Raw genomic sequence first — 17,192 nt, forward strand, 5'->3', positions numbered from 1 at the left:
CGCCGGCGCCGCCGATCGCGGTGAGGCCGAGGGCCAGCAGCAGCGCGGTGCCGGCGGCCGCCGCCTTGCCGGCGGTGGAGCCGGCCGGGGCCGGCGCGGCGGGCGCGGGTGACGGCTCGGGCGCCGGGGCGGTGCCGGGCGGGGTGCCGGGGGCGGCGCCGCGCCTGCTGCGCCGGTAGCGGCGGTACCGGCTCAGGCCGAACAGGGCCAGGAGCAGCAGCAGTGCCAGCAGGGTCCACGGCACGGTGGCGAAGCGGGTCTGGCTGGTGCTGCTGGACAGTCTGGGGTCGGTGTCCCCGGTGACCGCGAGCGGGTCGACGGTGATCGAGGCGGTGGACCACAGGGTGGGGAAGAAGCCTGAGACGGTCACCGTGTAGGTCGAGCTGTTGCCGGGCAGCAGTTCGGTCAGGTCCGCCGGTCCCTTCGCGGTGACGATCGACCCGGTGGCGGTGCGCACCCGGACCGCCTGGTGTCCGGCCAGCCGGATGTTGCCGGTGTTGCGGACCGTGTAGCCGACGGTGGTGCTGCCGGTGCCGAACGGGTTGAGCGTGCCGTGGTAGACGGTGCTCACGCCCTCCAGGGTGAGCTGCGGCCGGAGCGCCCCGGGCACCCGCAGGTGGATCCGGGTGCCGACCCGCTCGTCCACGGCGACCTCGTTGCCCTTGGCGTCCTTGGTGATCCGCCGGAGCGAGAGCACGATGCCGCCGGAGTGGTCGCCGGGGGTGGCCCCGGCCGGGACGGCCAGCGTGAACGGCACCGTGCGGTGCGACCGGGCCGGGAGCGTGACGGCCGCGGTGGCCAGGTGGACCCAGCTGCCGACGTCCTTGGAGGGCTTCCCCGCCGGGAGGACGTCGTAGCCGCCGGTGTCGGTGTTGAAGGCGTCGGCCGCATACAGGCTGAGCTGCAGCGGCTGGTCGCCGTAGTTCCAGACCTCGACGTGGTCCTTGACCTGGGCGCCGGGGCCGGCCGAGTAGCTGAAGGAGCCGCGGTTGTCCGGTCCCTTGGCCGAGGCGGGCTGGATGCCGAAGGTCTGCGGGGCGGGCATGCCCGGCGCCGCCGTGGCGGGGGTGGCCGTCCCGAGCGCGAGCAGCGCCGCGACCAGGGTCGTCAGCAGCAGCACCAGGGCGGGTGCTCGTCCTTGCTGGTGCGGTGCGGTGCGTCGTGGTCTCATCGGACGTCCTTCGCTGGCGGGGAGAGCGGTGGGGCGGTGCCCCCTCCGCACGGCGGGCTGCCGTGCGGAGGGGACTGCGGCTGACGTCAGGTCAGCTGAGGTGGTGTCACATCACGGTGAGCGTCAGCACACCGGTGTAGGCGCCGGCCACCGTGGAGGTGGGGGCGACCAGGGAGAGGTCGGCGCCGAGCTGGGCGGTGCCCAGTCCGGTGGCGCTGGCCAGGGTGCGGGAGGACTTCAGGCCGAGCACGCCGGTGTCCGAGGACGACACGCCGTCGGCCGGGGCGACGTTGCCGCCCAGGCTGAGCTTGACGCTGTCGCCCTTGTTGACCAGGTTGGGCGCCCAGCCCAGGTTCTCGGCGTTGATGCTGTTGCTGCCGGAGGCGAAGTCCGCGACCTGGCCGCTGAGCGACCAGCCGGGGGCGCCGGCCCGGGTGTCGGTGACGGTGACGGTCTGGATCGGACCGGCCGTGGTGAACAGGGTGCTGGTGGTGTTGAGCGCCAGCGCCGGCAGGTTGACCTGGCTGCCGGCCACACTGAGGGCCAGCGCGCCGGGTGCCACGGAGGTGTTGATGGTCTCCGTGCCGGTCGACGACCCGCCGGTGCCGCCACCGGTGGGAGCGGTGACCGTGAACGGCACGGCGGTCGCGGTGGAGGCCGCGAAGGCGGTGGAGTCGGTGGGCGTGAACGAGGCGGTGAGCGAGTGGTCGCCCTCGGCCAGGCTGCTGACGGTCAGTGAGGCGCTGCCGCCGGAGAGCGCGACGGTGCCGAGGGTGGTGCCGTTGCCGGCGTCGGTGAAGGTGACCGAACCGACCGCGTCCGAGGGCGCGACCGTGGCGGTCAGCGCCACCGGGGTGCCGGGGGCGGCCGAGCCGCCGGGGACCACGGCCAGCGAGGTGGTGGTGTTCACCGCGCCGGGGGCGCTGACGGTGTAGGCGGTCGCCGTCGAGGTGGAGCTGCCGAAGGCGGCGTCGGTGGAGGTGAAGGCGGCCGAGAGCTGGTGCGCGCCCTGGGCCAGGGCCGAGGTGGTGAGCGTGGCGGTGCCGTTGGTCACCGTGACCGGGGCGCCGATCGCCGTGGTGCCGTCCAGGAACTGCACGGTCCCGGCGGCGCTCGGGGAGACCTGCGCGGTCAGCGTGACCTGGCTGCCGGTGGTGGCCGATCCGGTCGGGCTGACCGCCAGCGTGGTCGTGGTGGCGGTGACCTGGGAGCCGGCCGGGTCGGTGGACTGGTAGGTGGTCGGCGTGGTGAACCAGATGGCACCGGTGTAGGAGCCGAAGGTGGTGGCGCCGAAGGCGTTCTTGCAGACCATGGTGAACACGTACTTGCCGGAGAGGGCGGCGATGCCGGCCTCCTGGGCGTCCTGGCGCATGGTGTCGACCAGGCCGAAGACGTAGCCGCCGGCCGTGGTGGTCGGCAGCGTGGTGAAGTCGACGGACGGCGTCACATTGGTGGCGGTGGTGAAACCCTCACCGGTGACGGAGATCTGCACCCGGCTACCGCCGGCGGTGCAGCCTCCGGAGGAGGTGAAGGACATGCCGTCGTCGTCGGCCCCGGAGGCCGGGGTCGCCGTGAGGGTGCCGAGCACGGTGTCGTCGGCGTGCGCGGCGGGTGCGGCGATCATGGCCATGGAGCCGGCCGCGAGCAGGGTCGCGGTGCCCAGGGCGATGCGCTTGGGCAGTCGGTTGACGGTAGTTGACACGGTGGGACTCGCCTTCTCGGTGGGAGGGTGGAGCCTTGCGGACCGGAACTGCGGGAGCACGTCAGCCGCTGGTCTTCGAGGTGTCGCCGCAGTTGGCGTCGAGCCCGAAGCCGTAGTTCTTGATGATCGAGGTCTGCTGGCAGATCAGCGAGGTGCCGCCGACGAAGACCGTGCTGTACGGGGCGGTGCCGACCTTGCTGCTGGGGATCACGTTGTAGACCTCGCGGGTGGCCGTCGCGCCGGTGTTCAGCAGCAGTGACGGGGTGCCGTCGATGTTGCCGAGCAGTGCGCTGCCGCGCAGGTCGGTGATGGTGCCCGACTCCTGCGCGATGTACTGGGCGATGGAGAACGGCGCGATGGACGTGTCGTCCAGGACGCGGCCGTCGTGCTCCTCGATGGGCTTGCCGTTCTTGGTGTCACTGATGCAGGGGTACTTTCCGCTGACCACGTCGGTGTCGGAGATGCCGACCGTGGTCTCCCAGAAGCTGCGGGTGCCGGATCCGGCCTGCGGCAGCAGCGCGTGGATCGAGTAGTTCGGCGCGGTGCCCACGTAGTTGGGGTCACAGGTGTAGATGGAGTGCAGGTCCGCCTGCGACAGGTTGCGCGGGATCGAGCTCTTGGGCGTGATCGCGTAGGTGACCGCGTCGATGGCGTAGGGGACGTAGGTCAGGCCGGGGATGCTGGCCGTGGTGTTCAGGCTGGAGGAACGGCTGAACTGCAGGCAGCCGTCGGCGGCGGTGAGCGAGTTCAGGAGGGCGGTGCGGCCGGCGCCGGAGCCGTTGGGACGGGCCACGGCCTGGCAGGCCGCCCCCGACTGGGTGGCGATGGTGGCGGAGCCGGTGGCGTCGTAGGAACCGATCACCTTGGTGCCGTTGATGGTGATGGCATTGGACATCGCGTTCATGACGCCCTGGGTGGTGTCGGATCCGACGCCGGCCAGCTGGCGGTAGGTGGGCGTGCCCGACGGGTCGGCCTGCGCGGTGCCGGCACCGAAGGCCATCAGGCCGATGCCGGCGACCGCGGTGGCGAGCTTGAGCGAGTTCTTCATGGTGGGATGCATCCCTTTCAACGGTTCTGCGCGCATCACGGCCCGGAGGGATTCCGGTCGGCGGGATGGTGGTCTGAGATGCTGACCCGGCGTCAGTCGACGTGTCAGCTGCGGCGTCGACGCAGGTAACGGGGCAGCAGCGGGCCTGCGAGCGCGGCGGCGGCACCGGCCGCCAGCAGGCCGAGGAGCAGGTAGTGGAAGGCACCGGCGTCGGTCCGTGCGGTACGGGCCAGGGTGACCACCGGGGTGGCCGAGGGAGCCAGCACCACCGTGGAGTGCGAGGGGGACGGCGACGGCGCTCCGGTGCTGCCGCCGGAACCACCGGAGCCGGTTCCGCCGGACCCGCCGGCGCCCTTGCTGCCGGACCCGCCGGTGCTCCCGCCGGTCCCGCTGCCGCCGGTCCCGCTGCCGCCGGTGCTCCCGCCGCCGGACGATCCGCCGGACCCGGCGGTGGCCGAGGCGTGCGCCTTGCCGGTGCTCGGCGCGCTCGACGGCGAACTGCCCGCGGTGGTCTTCGGGGTGTCGTCCACGATGGTCTGCGCCGCGGCCAGCGCCGTCGTCCGCAGGCTCTCCGGCAGCGGCACATAGCCGTCGCCCAGCTGGCCGGGGGCGACCCCCGGTGTCTGGCCGTCGCCGACCGCGAACCGGATCAGCGAGGCGTAGGCCGCGCCTTCGTCCGGCTGGAGCAGGGTGGGAACGGTGGCCGCGTAGCTGACCATGGTGAGCGGGTAGGCGCCGGCCGCCTTGGTCGTGGGCGACTCGGTGAGCACCCCGGTGCCCGGCACCTCGGTCATCGCCGCAGCGCCGGCCAGCAGCGAGTCCGCCGTCGGCGCCACGTACTCGCCGTTGCCGTTGAGCAGTTCGGCGGTGTCCAGGCCGTAGCGGGCCGCGGTGGCGGTGTCGGTGACGGCCAGGATGCCGATCTGCCCCTGCGGTTCCGGATTGCCCTTCTTCAGCTGCGGCGGGGTGGCCGTGGCGTCCCAGATGCTCTTGGAGAGGGTGTCGCCGCGGGAGGCCGACCTGGCCGCGTCGTGCAGGTCCAGGGCGTAGGGGTGGGCGTCCTGGGTGCACCAGGCCGGCCGCTTGTCGGGGTCGTTGGGGAACTGCTGGCAGAACGGGTCCTTCTTGGGGAAGTCGTCCCGGGGCAGGTTCAGGGTGTCCAGGGTGTAGTTGGGGTTGACCACCATGCCCCAGGGATCCTTGGTGCCGGACAGGAACGCCCTGGCGTCCGGGTCGGCCAGCACCCAGGCCCACAGGTGCCTCGCGGTGTCCGACTGGCCCTCGGGCACCAGCATGTCGGGTATCCGGGACGGGAAGTAGAGGTCGGCGAAGGCCGGGTTGAGCGCCAGGAAGTCCGGGTCGCTGGTCAGGTCAAGCGGATTGCTCTGCACGTCCGTGGCCTGGTAGTTGACCGCGTAGCGGTAGGACTGGGTGAGCAGTTTGGCGACCAGCCGCGGGGTCAGCTTGATCTGCGGGATCCGCTGTCCGTCCAGCAGCCGGGTCGCCGCCGGCGTGCCGGAGTAGGACTGGCTCTGCACGTCGAAGGCGATGGTCACCCCGGACAGCGTCAGCGGGGCGTACACCGGGGTGGCACCGGTCTTCACCGAGTCGACCGGCACCGGGTCGGTGATGTACTCCAGGCCGGGGTCGGTGCCCGCGGTCAGCGCCTGCCGGGCGGAGTTGTCGGTGTTGGGCGTGTAGCCGAAGATCGAGGTGGTCTTCCGGCACAGCACCGGCTGCCACCGGACGATGGCCTCCTCCACCAGCTCGCTGCCGAAGGTGAGCTGCTCGTTCGCGCCGATCGGGCAGTTGAGTCCGAGCGGGGCGAAGTGCAGCGGTACCACCAGGCGGTGGGCCCAGTTGCTGGTGGACAGCGGCGAGGACTCCAGCTTGCCGGAGTTGCCGCTCGGCGGGTTGCCGTCGACCTCGGTCTCCCCGCGCGGGACCACCACCAGCCAGCACTGCCGGCCCTCGGTCGGCGTGGTCTTCTGGTTGGCGTCGACCTCGCCGCAGCCCAGCCCTGCGGCCTCCATCCCGGTCATGGTCTCGAAGAAGACCTGGCCGGTGCCGTTGGCCCGGGTCGGGGCGAAGGGCACCTCGTTGGTGGTGCCCGCGTCGAAGAACTGGCTGTCGGCGCCGGACTCGGTCACCCCCTTCCAGGAGGTGAACGGGGTGTACACATTGACGTTGGGCTTGGTCTGCTTCAGCGGCTCGGCCGGGTCCACCAGATTGCCGTAGTTGAGCTGACGGCTCGCCACGTAGTCACCGCCCCGGCTGTCGCCGCGGTCGGCGCCGTACTCGCACTGGGTGCGGTCCGGGCCGGTGGCCGCGTCGCCCCAGCACTCCATCAGCTCCAGGTAGTCGGTGGCGAAGGTGGTCGGGTTGGGCTGGGTGGGCTTGCCGCCGGTCCAGGTCACCTGGACCACCTGGTCGACCAGGTCCACGGTCTGAGCGACCGTCACCGCGAGCCCGGCGAAGGGCCCGCTGCCGGTCACCGTCACCGCCGAGCCCTCGGCGGAGCTCACCGCCGCCGGGCTGACCGCCTTCGACGACCCGGTCACGGCCTTCACGGCGGCAGCGGAGGCGGCCACCGGATGGCCCGGCAGCAGCGCCGACTCGGTGGCGCTGACCACCGGGGCCTTCGGGCCGGCCGTCGAACCTCCCACGGCGGTTCCGGAGCCGGACGTGGTGGTGCCGCTCCCGGCGGTGGGATCGATCGGCACCGCGGACCCGGTCATCGGATCCACCTGGATCGAGGGGCTCGCAGCGCTGCCCACCGCCGCCGTGCCGGTGGCGGGCCGGTCGAGGTTCTGCGAGGCGTAGCCCAGGCCCGCCGTGACCAGCACGGCCGCCGCGGCGACGGTGCGGAGGATGCGGGAACGGAGCGCGACCCGGGTCGGCACCGCACGACGAAGCAGTCTCATCGCTCGACCCCCCGGCGGCGCGCGGCCCGACCGGCCAGGACCGGGGGCAGCACCACGATGGAGACCAGCAGCAGCCCGGCGACCACCATCAGCACATGCTGCAGGGTGCCGTCGGAGCTAGCCGCGATGGTCACCGGGTTGGCGAGCACGGTGTTGCCGCCGCTCGTCGAGCCGCCTCCGCTGCTTCCCCCGCCGCCGACCAGTCCGGGATCACCGGAGCCCGAGCCTCCGGTGGAGCCCGCGGTCGAGCCGCCGCCGGTCTGCGAGGCCGAACTGCCGGCGGTTCCGCCGGACGAGCCGCTCCCGGACGAACCCGCGCCGCCGGTGCCGTTCGTGCCCGCGCCGGTTCCACCGGTGGCGCTGCCGCCGCCCGAGGTGCCGCCGCTGGTGCTGCCGCCGCTGGTGCCCGGTTGCTGCGAGACGGTCTGGCCACCGGTCCCGCCGGTCCCGCCACTGCCGCCCTTCTTGTCCGAGGCGGGCGGATAGGGAGCGGTCCTGGCCAGGGTGTTGGTGCCGTCGGTGGAGAAGGTCGGGTTGTGGCAGCCGGCGATGTTCACCGTGTTGGCCTCGGCCCCGGGGATCTTCTTGACCTGGATCAGCGCCGCCTTCACCAGGTTGATCGGCAGCGGCGAGTAGCCGAGCCGGTCGGCGTTCTGCTGCCCCTGGCAGAGGAAGTAGTAGGCGAAGGCGCTGAGGGTGTTGCCCTTCGCGGTGGTGAACTTGTCCTCCACCGCCGTGGGAAGGATCATGTAGCTGTAGCTGGACAGCGGATAGGTGCGCGGGTCCGGGTTGTCGTAGACCTGGTCCAGGTTCTGCGTCAGGTCCGAGTTGATCTGCGCCTTGGTCAGCGCCACGGCCACGTTCGCCGCGGTGGGGCCGTCGTAGTAGCCGGCCACATTGAGCATCTTCGCCACCGGGTAGCCGGTCAGCACCGCGTAGGAGTACTCGACGTAGGTGATGGAGCCCTCGTTGTTGTCCTGGGCCACGAAGCCGGAGACGCTCTGCGAGCTGCCCAGCGACTGGAAGCCCTGACCGTTGACCAACGGGTAGAAGGAGGTGACCCCGCACGGCGAGCTGCGTCCGGCCTTGACGCAGTAGGCGTTCCAGAGGCCGGTCTCCTTCTTGCTCAGCCAGGTGGTGAGCTGGGCCGTGGTCCCGGAGCCGTCGGAGCGCACCACCGGCACGATCTGCCGGGCGGGCAGGGTCAGTGACGGATTGTCAGCCGCGATGACGGGGTCGTTCCACTTGGTGATGACACCGGTGAAGATCTTCGCGATGGTGTCCGGGGACAGCCGCAGCGTGGTCACCCGGTGCCCGTCGATCTTCAGGTTGTACATGAACGAGGTACCGCCGGCCACGATCGGCATATAGGCGAAGTGCCGGGACGGGGGCGCCTCGTAGACGCCGTCGTCGGTTATCCCGTAGGGGATCTCGGACACGTCGAAGTCGTTGGTGCCGTTCTTGAACTTGGTGCGGCCGTCGGAGGAGCCGGTGGCGTTGAAGTTGACCGTCATCCCGTACTGCTTGACGTTGGTGGTCCAGGCGTCCATCGCGTTGCTGCTCCAGGTGGAGCCGGCGCCGTCGATGGAGACGTACGGTGCCGCGGCCGACGCCCGGGGCGTGCCGCCCCACAGCACTCCCACCGCGATCAGGGCCAGGGACGCCGCGACCGCTCCGGCCCGTCGGGCATAGCGCGTCGCGATCCGGGCCGACGCCCCTGCCCTGCGCTTCTGCTGACGCCGGCTCAGCTCTCCCGGCGCCCGTCCACCGATCAGACGGGCCGTCAGGAACAGTGCCAGGACCAGCAGCATCAGTACCGCGGCCGCGCCGAACCCCCGGCTGATCTGCCACTTGGACGGCAGCCGCACCAGGGTGAAGACCAGCAGCGGCAGTGAGACCTGCGGGTTGTGCAACGGGTCACCGTTGAAGGCCTTGTTGTAGCCGGAGGTCAGCAGGACCGGCGAGGTCTCCCCGATGCCGCGCGCGGTGCCGAGGATGACGGCCGTGGTCAGCCCGGAGCGCGCGGTCGGCAGCACCACCTGCCACACGGTCCGCAGCCGCCCGGCGCCCAGCGCGAAGGAGGCCTCCTTCAGCGATGCCGGCACCAGCCGCAGCACCACGTCGCCGGCCCTGATGATGATCGGCAGCATCATCACCGACAGCGCGCATCCGGCGGCGAGCCCGCACTGCTGCCAGTGCACCACGCTCACCACCACCACGTAGACGAAGAGGCCGGCGACCACCGAGGGGAGCGCCGTCATCGCCTCGACCACGGTGCGGACGAAGCGCGCCAGCCGGCCGGGGACCTCGGAGAGGAAGACCGCGCAGCTCACCCCGAGCGGCACGGTGATCGCCAGGGCGATGCCGATCTGCTCCAGTGAGCCCACCAGCGCGTGCTTGACGCCACCGACCACCAGCGGGGTCAGCGAGTCCGCCTCGGACATGTCCTGGGTGTAGAAGTTGCCGTGCGGCAGCGCGTCCTTGCCCTGGTAGAGGGTGTAGCCGACGGTGAAGGCCAGGGCGATCACCACCAGCGCCGCCAGGCTGTGCACCACCACGGTCGCCAGCCGGTCCCGTACCGCCAGGCCGTTCTCGTCCTGGGCGACCAGCAGCGCGTACAGGCCCAGGAAGCACAGCCAGGAGCAGACCACGAAGCCGAGCGGCCCGTTCAGCGGCAGCAGGTACCGGAACAGCAGCACGGTGGCACCGACACCGCCGGCCAGCGCGCCGACCAGCGCGAAACGGTCACTGGCCCGGGCGCCCCCGGGGCGTCTGCGGACCTCGTCGGTGCCGTCCGGCGGGGGCGCCACCACCACGGTGGTGGTGGCGGCAACCGCGGTGGCGGCCGGGACGGTGTGGCTCATGTGCTTGCTCCGGAGCGGCTGCGGGCGACGACGGCCGAGGCGGCGAAGTTCACTACCAGGGTCATCAGGAACAGGACCAGTCCGGCGGCCATCAGCGCGGACAGTCCGAACGGGGTGGAATCCCCGAAGTGCAGGGCGATCAGGGCGGCGACCGTGCTGGCGCCGCTCTGCAGGATGTGCGGCTGGATGGTGAAGACCATGGAGATGATCATGTAGACGGTGATCGTCTCGCCCAGGGCACGGCCCAGGCCGAGCATGGTGCCGCCGATGATCCCGCCCCGTCCGTACGGCAGGACCACCGAGCGGATCATTCCCCAGCGGGTGGAGCCGAGGGCGTAGGCGGCCTCCCGCTCGCCGGCCGGGGCCTGGCCGAACACCTCACGCATCACCGAGCACATGATCGGGGTGATCATCAGCGCGACCACGGTTCCGGCGATGAAGGTCGAGGAGGTGTAGGCGGGCACCGGCGCCAGCGGGTCGTGCGGATCGGCGCCGTCCACCTTGAACAGCGGGATCCAGCCGAACCAAGTGGAGATCCAGCGGGCCAGGCCGGTCATCCGGTGCTCCAGGAAGAAGAACCCCCACAGCCCGTAGACCACGCTCGGGACCGCCGCCATCAGGTCGACCAGCGTGATCATCGTCCGCTTGACCCCGGCCGGCGCGTACTCGGAGATGTACAGCGCCATCCCGAGCGCCAGCGGCACCGCGACCAGCACCGCCAGGGCGCCGATCAGCAGGGTGCCGACGAGTACCGCGGCGATGCCGAACTGGCCGCGGTGCCCGCCCGGGTTCCAGTGCTGGACGGTGAGGAAGGACCAGCCCGCCACCCGCAGCGCCTGGGTGGCCTGGCTGGCCAGGAAGCCGCCGACGGCCAGCATGATCAGCAGCACCACCACCCCGCTGGAGCGGGCGCCCAGCGCGAAGAGCCGGTCGCCGAGCCCGGCGTTGGTGCTGAGCCGGCGCGGCCGGTCGCCGGTCCCCTCCGGGTCGGCCGCGGGACGCAGCCCGGTGGCCGCGCTCATCGGCGGACCGCCTTGGCCTCGGCGAACTCCGGCTTCCGGCGCGGCAGTTCGGCCAGCGGCACGGCATCGATGAACTGCGTCAGGTTGTACTGGCACTCACGCTGCCGACGGTAGGCCCGCCCGGAGACGGCCACCGGCAGGTCGTCGACGCTCAGCCGCCAGGCCCACATCGCCCCGGGCTGGATCCGCAGCGCCGCCACCACGGCGCGGTGGGCGTCGGCCCGCAGTCGCAGCACCGCCTCCAGGCAGCGCTCCGGGGTGTCGAAGCCGGCGGCTCCGCGCCCCAACTCGCGGTTGTTGGGCCCGAGCAGGCGCCAGACCGTGCGTGCCCCGGCTGCGAACTCGCCGGCCGGGACGGACGGCGACACCGGTCTTGTGACGATGAGAAAACGTGCCTGCCCCATGACGTGCTCCCTCGGGTCCTGCCCACACGCACCCCAGGGCGGATCCGCCACTGGCCGAGAGAGACGGTCCTGTTTCCAAGCAGCTACACAGGATCTGCAAGGAGAACGCCAGACATGAGGCAGGTAAATGAGAGGGATGGAGGTTGTCAGGGAAGTGTGGAGGGGCTTGCACATTACAAGAGGCCGTGGATGAACCACGGCCTCTTATCAGCTGATTTGACCTACTTTGACTGTTCGTCAGCGAACCGGGTGCCCGGCCTCCCGCAGCGACTGCTTGACCTCGCCGATGCGCAGGTCACCGAAGTGGAACACGCTGGCGGCCAGCACCGCGTCGGCCCCCGCCGCCACCGCCGGGGCGAAGTCCGCCAGCCGGCCGGCACCGCCGCTGGCGATCACCGGGACGCCGACCACCTTGCGCACCGCGCGGAGCAGTTCCAGGTCGTAGCCGTCCTTGGTGCCGTCCGCGTCCATGGAGTTGAGCAGGATCTCGCCCGCGCCCAGCTCCGCCGCGCGCTCGGCCCACTCCACCGCGTCGATCCCGGTGCCGCGGCGGCCGCCGTGGGTGGTGACCTCGAAGCCGGAGGCAGTCACCGTGCCCTCGTGCACCCTGCGGGCGTCGATGGACAGCACCAGCACCTGCCGGCCGAAGCGCTCGGCGATCTCCCGGAGCAGCTCCGGCCTGGCGATGGCGGCGGTGTTGACGCCGACCTTGTCCGCGCCGGCCCGCAGCAGCCGGTTCACGTCCTCGACCTCGCGCACCCCGCCGCCGACGGTGAGCGGGATGAAGACCTGCTCGGCGGTGCGGCGCACCACGTCGTAGGTGGTCGCCCGGTCCCCCGAGGACGCGGTGATGTCCAGGAAGGTGAGCTCGTCGGCGCCCTCGGCGTCGTAGAGCTTGGCCATCTCCACCGGGTCGCCGGCGTCGCGCAGGTTCTGGAAGTTGACGCCCTTGACCACCCGCCCGGCGTCGACGTCCAGGCAGGGGATCACACGAACGGCGAGGGTCATCGCTACTGGGCCTTCCTTCGGTACGCCTCGACCTCGACCTCCACGGCCATCCGGGAGTCGAGCAGGGCACTGACGACAACGATGGTGGCGGCCGGCCGCACAGCACCGAAGAGTTCCTTGTGGACCCGGCCCACGTCCTCGACGTCGCGGGCGTGGGTGACGTACATCCTGGTCCGCACCACGTCGGCGGCGCCGAGCCCGTACCGGGCCAGCGAGGCCACGGCCACCCCGAAGGCGGCCCTGGCCTGCTCGGCGGGCGAGCCCTCGAACAGGACCCGGCCGTCGTCCCAGGCCGTGCAGCCGGAGACGAACACGAAGTCACCCGCCGCGACGGCCCGCGAGAAGCCGAACTGCTCCTCCCAAGGGCCGTTGCCGTTCATTCGAACCGTCGGAAAATCCGTCATGACGGGCTCATCTCCCTGGTGCTGGCTGGACTCGACGGTCCCTCAGGACACTGCGGCCAGTGCCTCTTCGAGGGTGAATGCCTGAGCGTAGAGGGCCTTGCCGACGATCGCGCCCTCGACGCCCCTGTGACCGCCGGCTGCGGAACCGATCAGCCCGGCGATGTCGCGCAGGTCCTGCAGCGAGGACACCCCGCCGGAGGCGACCACCGCGCGGTCGGTGGCGGCGCAGACGTTGCGCAGCAGCTCCAGGTTGGGACCGGTGAGGGTGCCGTCCTTGTCGACGTCGGTGACCACGTAGCGGGCGCAGCCCTCGGCGTCCAGGCGGGCCAGCGCCTCGTAGAGGTCGCCGCCCTCGCTGGTCCAGCCGCGGCCGCGCAGGGTGGTGCCGACCACGTCCAGACCGACCGCGATCCGGTCGCCGTACTCGGCGATGGCCTTGGCCACCCACTCCGGGGACTCCAGCGCGGCGGTGCCGAGGTTGACCCGGGCGCAGCCGGTGGCCAGCGCGGCCCGCAGCGAGTCGTCGTCGCGGATGCCGCCGGACAGCTCGACCCTGACGTCCAGTCGGCCGGTGACCTCGGCCAGCAGGGCGCGGTTGTCGCCGGTGCCGAAGGCGGCGTCCAGGTCCACCAGGTGGATCCACTCGGCGCCGGCGCTCTGCCAGGCCAGGGCGGCGGCCAGCGGCTCGCCGTAGGAGGTCTCGGAGCCCGAGGCGCCCTTGACCAGGCGCACGGCCTGACCGTCGCGGACGTCCACGGCGGGGAGGAGGACGAGGCGGTCTGTAGCGGTCACAGCGTGGCGATCCAGTTCTTCAGCAGGGTGGCTCCGGCGTCGCCGGACTTCTCGGGGTGGAACTGGGTCGCGGACAGCGGCCCGTTCTCCACGGCGGCGACGAACGGCTCGCCGTGCTCGGCCCAGGTGACCAGCGGCGGGCGCAGCTGCTCGATGGGCGGCAGCTCCCAGCTGCGGACCGCGTAGGAGTGCACGAAGTAGTAGCGGGCGTCGCTGTCCAGGCCGGCGAAGAGCGCGCTCTGCTCCGGCGCCTTGACGGTGTTCCAGCCCATGTGCGGGACGATCGGGGCCTGCAGCGGTTCGACCGTGCCGGGCCACTCGTCGCAGCCCTCGGTCTCGATGCCGTGCTCGACGCCGCGGGCGAACAGGATCTGCATGCCCACGCAGATGCCCAGCACCGGCCGGCCGCCGGCCAGCCGCCGCCCGATGATCCGCTCGCCGCGGACCGCCTTCAGCCCGTCCATGCAGGCCGCGAACGCGCCGACGCCGGGGACCAGCAGTCCGTCCGCGTTCAGTGCGGTGTCGAAGTCCGAGGTCACCTCGGCCTCGGCGCCGACGCGCTCCAGGGCGCGCTGGGCGGAGCGGAGGTTGCCCGAACCGTAGTCGAGGACGACCACGCGCTTGGCCATCAGGGCCAGCCTTTCTGTGGATTCCGCCGGTGGGGGCGCACGGCCTAGATCCGCATCAGCCCGGTGGCCAGGCACATGCCCGAGCCGAGGACGAGCAGCAGGACCACGCCCTTGGGAAGCTTCTGCTTCCAGAACGAGTAGGCCCCGCCGAGCAGGAACAGGCCGAGGAAGACGAAGACGATGGTCGAGGTACTCATGGCTACAGCGCGCCCTTGGTCGAGGGGAGGATCCCGGCCGCGCGCGGGTCCAGCTCGCTGGCGTACCGCAGCGCCCGGGCGAGCGCCTTGAACTGGCACTCGACAATGTGATGGGCATTGCGTCCATACGGTACGTGGACGTGCAGCGCGATCTGCGCCTGGGCCACGAAGGACTCCAGGATGTGCCGGGTCATGGTGGTGTCGTAGGCGCCGATCATGGGCGCCATGCCCTCCGGCTCGGTGTGCACCAGGTAGGGACGGCCGGAGAGGTCCACGGTGACCTGGGCCAGCGACTCGTCCAGCGGCACGGTGCAGTTGCCGAAGCGGTAGATGCCGACCTTGTCGCCCAGCGCCTGCTTGAAGGCGGCGCCGAGGGCCAGGGCGGTGTCCTCGATGGTGTGGTGGGTGTCGATGTGCAGGTCGCCGTCGGTCTTGACGGTGAGGTCGAACAGACCGTGCCGGCCGAGCTGGTCCAGCATGTGGTCGTAGAAGCCGACCCCGGTGCTGATGTCGGTCTTCCCGCGTCCGTCGAGGTCGATCTCGACCTTGACGGAGGTCTCCTTGGTGGTGCGCTCGACGCGCCCGATCCGGGACATGTGTGGTCAAAGCTCCTTGATTGCAGCGCGTACGGCGTCGAGGAAGGCGTTGTTCTCGTCGGGGGTGCCGGCGGTGACCCGGAGCCGGCCGGGGACCCCGTTGTCGCGGACCAGCACGCCCTGGGCGAGGATCGCCTGCCAGACCGCGTGGGTGTCGGCGAACTCGCCGAACTGCACGAAGTTGGCGTCCGAGTCGGTGACCTCCAGGCCCATCGCGCGCAGCTCGGTGACGATGCGGTCGCGCTCGGCCTTGAGCCGCTCGACGTAGCCCAGCAGGGTGTCGGTGAACTCCAGTGCCGCCAGCGCGGTGGCCTGGGTGACCGAGGACAGGTGGTAGGGCAGCCGGACCAGCTGCACCGCGTCCACCACGGCCGGGTCGGCGGCCAGGTAGCCGAGCCGCAGCCCGGCGGCGCCGAAGGCCTTGGACATGGTCCGGGTGACCACCAGCAGCGGGCGGCCCTCGATCAGCGGCAGCAGCGAGGGCTGGTGCGAGAACTCGATGTAGGCCTCGTCGACCACCACCAGCGTCGGCTTGACCGCCTGCGCGGCCTCGTAGAGCGCCAGCACGGTCTCGCGCGGGACGGCGGTGCCGGTGGGGTTGTTCGGCGAGCAGACGAACAGCACGTCGGGGCGCTGCACCGCGATCGCGGCGAGGGCGACGTCCAGGTCGATGGTGAAGTCGTCGTCGCGCGGGCCCTGGGTCCAGTGGGTGCCGGTGCCCCGGGCGATCAGGTCGTGCATCTGGTAGGTCGGCGCGAAGCCCAGCGCGGTGCGCCCCGGGCCGCCGAAGGTCTGCAGCAGCTGCTGCAGCACCTCGTTGGAGCCGTTGGCCGCCCAGACGTTCTCCCGGGCCACCGGGAAGCCGGTGGACTTCGTCAGGTACGCGGCCAGGCCCTCGCGCAGCTCCACCGCGTCCCGGTCCGGGTAGCGGTTGAGGTTCCGGGCGGCCTCGGCCACCCGCTCCGCGATCCTGGCGACCAGGGCCTCCGGCAGCGGGTACGGGTTCTCATTGGTGTTCAGCAGCACCGGGACGTCCAACTGCGGTGCCCCGTAGGGCGACTTGCCCTTGAGCTCGTCCCGGATCGGCAGGTCGTCGATGGTCATGCGGATCGAGCTCATGCGTCGGGAACCGTCCAATCGAAACGAGCGCGCACGGCGTCGCCGTGGCCGGGCAGGTCCTCGGCGTCGGCGAAGGTCACCACGTGCTTGGCGACCCCGGCCAGCGCCTCCCGGGAGTAGTCCACGACGTGGATCCCACGCAGGAAGGACTGCACGCTCAGGCCCGAGGAGTGGCAGGCGCAGCCGCCGGTGGGCAGGACGTGGTTGGACCCGGCCGCGTAGTCGCCCAGCGACACCGGGGAGAAGGCGCCGACGAAGACCGCGCCGGCGTTGCGGACCCGGGCCGCGACCGCGGGGGCGTCCGCGGTCTGGATCTCCAGGTGCTCGGCCGCGTAGGCGTTGACCACCTCCAGGCCCTGCTCCAGCGAGTCCACCAGGATGATCCCGGACTGCTTCCCGGACAGCGCCTGGCGCACCCGGGCCTCGTGCCGGGTGGCGGCGACCTGGGACTTCAGCTCGGTCTCCACCGCGTCGGCCAGCGCGAGCGAGTCGGTGACCAGCACCGACGCGGCGTTGGGGTCGTGCTCGGCCTGGCTGATCAGGTCGGCGGCGACGTGCCGGGCGTCGGCGGTGTCGTCGGCCAGGATCGCGATCTCGGTGGTGCCGGCCTCGGCGTCGATCCCGATCCGGCCCTTGAGCAGCCGCTTGGCCGCCGCGACGAAGATGTTGCCGGGGCCGGTCACCAGGTCGACCTGGCGGCACTCCCCCGCGCCGTAGGCGAACATCGCGACCGCCTGGGCGCCGCCGACCGCGTACACCTCGTCCACGCCGAGCAGCGCGCAGGCGGCCAGGATGGTGGGGTGCGGCAGGCCGCCGTGCTCCTTCTGCGGCGGCGAGGCCAGCGCCAGGCTGGGCACACCGGCCTCCTGCGCCGGTACCACGTTCATCACCACGGACGAGGCCAGCGGCGCCAGGCCGCCCGGGACGTAGAGGCCGACCCGGTCGACCGGCACCCAGCGCTCGGTGACCGTGCCGCCGGGGACCACGGTGGTGGTGTGGTCGGTGCGGCGCTGCTCGCGGTGCACGATCCGGACCCGGCGGATGGACTCCTCCAGCGCGGCCCTGATGTCGGGGTCGAGCTGCTCCAGCGCGGCGGCGACGGCCGCCTGCGGCACGCGGATGTCGGTGAGCCGTACCCCGTCGAAACGCTCCGTGATCTCGATCAGCGCCTCGACGCCCCGATGGCGCACGTCCTCGCAGATGGGCCGCACCTTCTCAAGCGCGGCCTCGACGTCGAGCTCGGCGCGCGGCAGTACGGCGCGCGGGTCGTCGATGGAACCTCGGAGGTCGATTCGCGAAATCACACAGGCCA

15 protein-coding genes are annotated in these 17,192 nt (G+C 71.7%); all 15 read right to left on the reverse strand.

The window, feature by feature from the left end; all coding sequences use genetic code 11:
- Nucleotides 1-1,171 (reverse strand): WxL protein peptidoglycan domain-containing protein (locus ABUW04_RS36890; protein WP_380568716.1); only part of this gene is annotated, 1,171 nt, incomplete at its 3' end.
- Nucleotides 1,172-1,277: 106 nt separating this feature from the next.
- The gene (locus tag ABUW04_RS36895) at nucleotides 1,278-2,873 is read right to left on the reverse strand and encodes an Ig-like domain repeat protein (RefSeq protein WP_380568717.1); all 1,596 of its coding nucleotides are present in this window, start codon (nucleotides 2,871-2,873) and stop codon (nucleotides 1,278-1,280) included.
- A gap of 61 nt (nucleotides 2,874-2,934) precedes the next feature.
- Nucleotides 2,935-3,921, reverse strand: a complete 987-nt coding sequence (locus ABUW04_RS36900) for a hypothetical protein (RefSeq protein ID WP_380568718.1) — start codon at nucleotides 3,919-3,921, stop codon at nucleotides 2,935-2,937.
- Between the two features lie 104 nt (nucleotides 3,922-4,025).
- A complete protein-coding gene (locus tag ABUW04_RS36905; RefSeq protein ID WP_380568719.1) occupies nucleotides 4,026-6,845 on the reverse strand; it encodes a hypothetical protein in 2,820 nt (939 codons plus the stop codon).
- On the reverse strand, nucleotides 6,842-9,709 hold the full coding sequence (pstA, locus tag ABUW04_RS36910; protein ID WP_380568720.1) for a phosphate ABC transporter permease PstA: 2,868 nt from the start codon (nucleotides 9,707-9,709) through the stop codon (nucleotides 6,842-6,844). Before pstA ends, ABUW04_RS36905 begins: the two co-directional genes overlap by 4 nt.
- Entirely contained in the window at nucleotides 9,706-10,731 is a 1,026-nt protein-coding gene (gene pstC / locus ABUW04_RS36915; protein ID WP_380568721.1) for a phosphate ABC transporter permease subunit PstC, read from the reverse strand. The genes pstA and pstC overlap by 4 nt, the downstream gene beginning before the upstream one ends.
- On the reverse strand, nucleotides 10,728-11,135 hold the full coding sequence (locus ABUW04_RS36920; RefSeq protein ID WP_380568722.1) for a hypothetical protein: 408 nt from the start codon (nucleotides 11,133-11,135) through the stop codon (nucleotides 10,728-10,730). The genes pstC and ABUW04_RS36920 overlap by 4 nt, the downstream gene beginning before the upstream one ends.
- A 237-nt stretch (nucleotides 11,136-11,372) precedes the next feature.
- Entirely contained in the window at nucleotides 11,373-12,143 is a 771-nt protein-coding gene (gene hisF, locus ABUW04_RS36925) for an imidazole glycerol phosphate synthase subunit HisF (protein ID WP_030248325.1), read from the reverse strand.
- Between the two features lie 2 nt (nucleotides 12,144-12,145).
- Nucleotides 12,146-12,547, reverse strand: a complete 402-nt coding sequence (locus ABUW04_RS36930) for a RidA family protein (RefSeq protein ID WP_030248326.1) — start codon at nucleotides 12,545-12,547, stop codon at nucleotides 12,146-12,148.
- 42 nt (nucleotides 12,548-12,589) lie between these two features.
- Complete coding sequence (gene priA / locus ABUW04_RS36935) at nucleotides 12,590-13,339, reverse strand: bifunctional 1-(5-phosphoribosyl)-5-((5-phosphoribosylamino)methylideneamino)imidazole-4-carboxamide isomerase/phosphoribosylanthranilate isomerase PriA (RefSeq protein WP_380568723.1); 750 nt, start codon at nucleotides 13,337-13,339, stop codon at nucleotides 12,590-12,592.
- Complete coding sequence (gene hisH / locus ABUW04_RS36940; RefSeq protein ID WP_030248328.1) at nucleotides 13,336-13,968, reverse strand: imidazole glycerol phosphate synthase subunit HisH; 633 nt, start codon at nucleotides 13,966-13,968, stop codon at nucleotides 13,336-13,338. Before hisH ends, priA begins: the two co-directional genes overlap by 4 nt.
- A 44-nt stretch (nucleotides 13,969-14,012) precedes the next feature.
- Nucleotides 14,013-14,165, reverse strand: coding sequence for a hypothetical protein (locus ABUW04_RS36945; RefSeq protein ID WP_030248330.1), 153 nt, complete (start codon nucleotides 14,163-14,165; stop codon nucleotides 14,013-14,015).
- 2 nt (nucleotides 14,166-14,167) lie between these two features.
- Entirely contained in the window at nucleotides 14,168-14,761 is a 594-nt protein-coding gene (gene hisB / locus ABUW04_RS36950) for an imidazoleglycerol-phosphate dehydratase HisB (protein WP_030248331.1), read from the reverse strand.
- 6 nt (nucleotides 14,762-14,767) lie between these two features.
- Complete coding sequence (locus ABUW04_RS36955) at nucleotides 14,768-15,880, reverse strand: histidinol-phosphate transaminase (RefSeq protein WP_380568724.1); 1,113 nt, start codon at nucleotides 15,878-15,880, stop codon at nucleotides 14,768-14,770.
- Nucleotides 15,877-17,184, reverse strand: coding sequence for a histidinol dehydrogenase (gene hisD / locus ABUW04_RS36960; RefSeq protein WP_380568725.1), 1,308 nt, complete (start codon nucleotides 17,182-17,184; stop codon nucleotides 15,877-15,879). Before hisD ends, ABUW04_RS36955 begins: the two co-directional genes overlap by 4 nt.
- Nucleotides 17,185-17,192: the final 8 nt, after the last annotated feature.

Origin of the sequence: Streptacidiphilus jeojiensis (genome assembly GCF_042510965.1) — a bacterium.
GTDB classification, from domain to species: Bacteria; Actinomycetota; Actinomycetes; order Streptomycetales; family Streptomycetaceae; genus Streptacidiphilus; species Streptacidiphilus jeojiensis.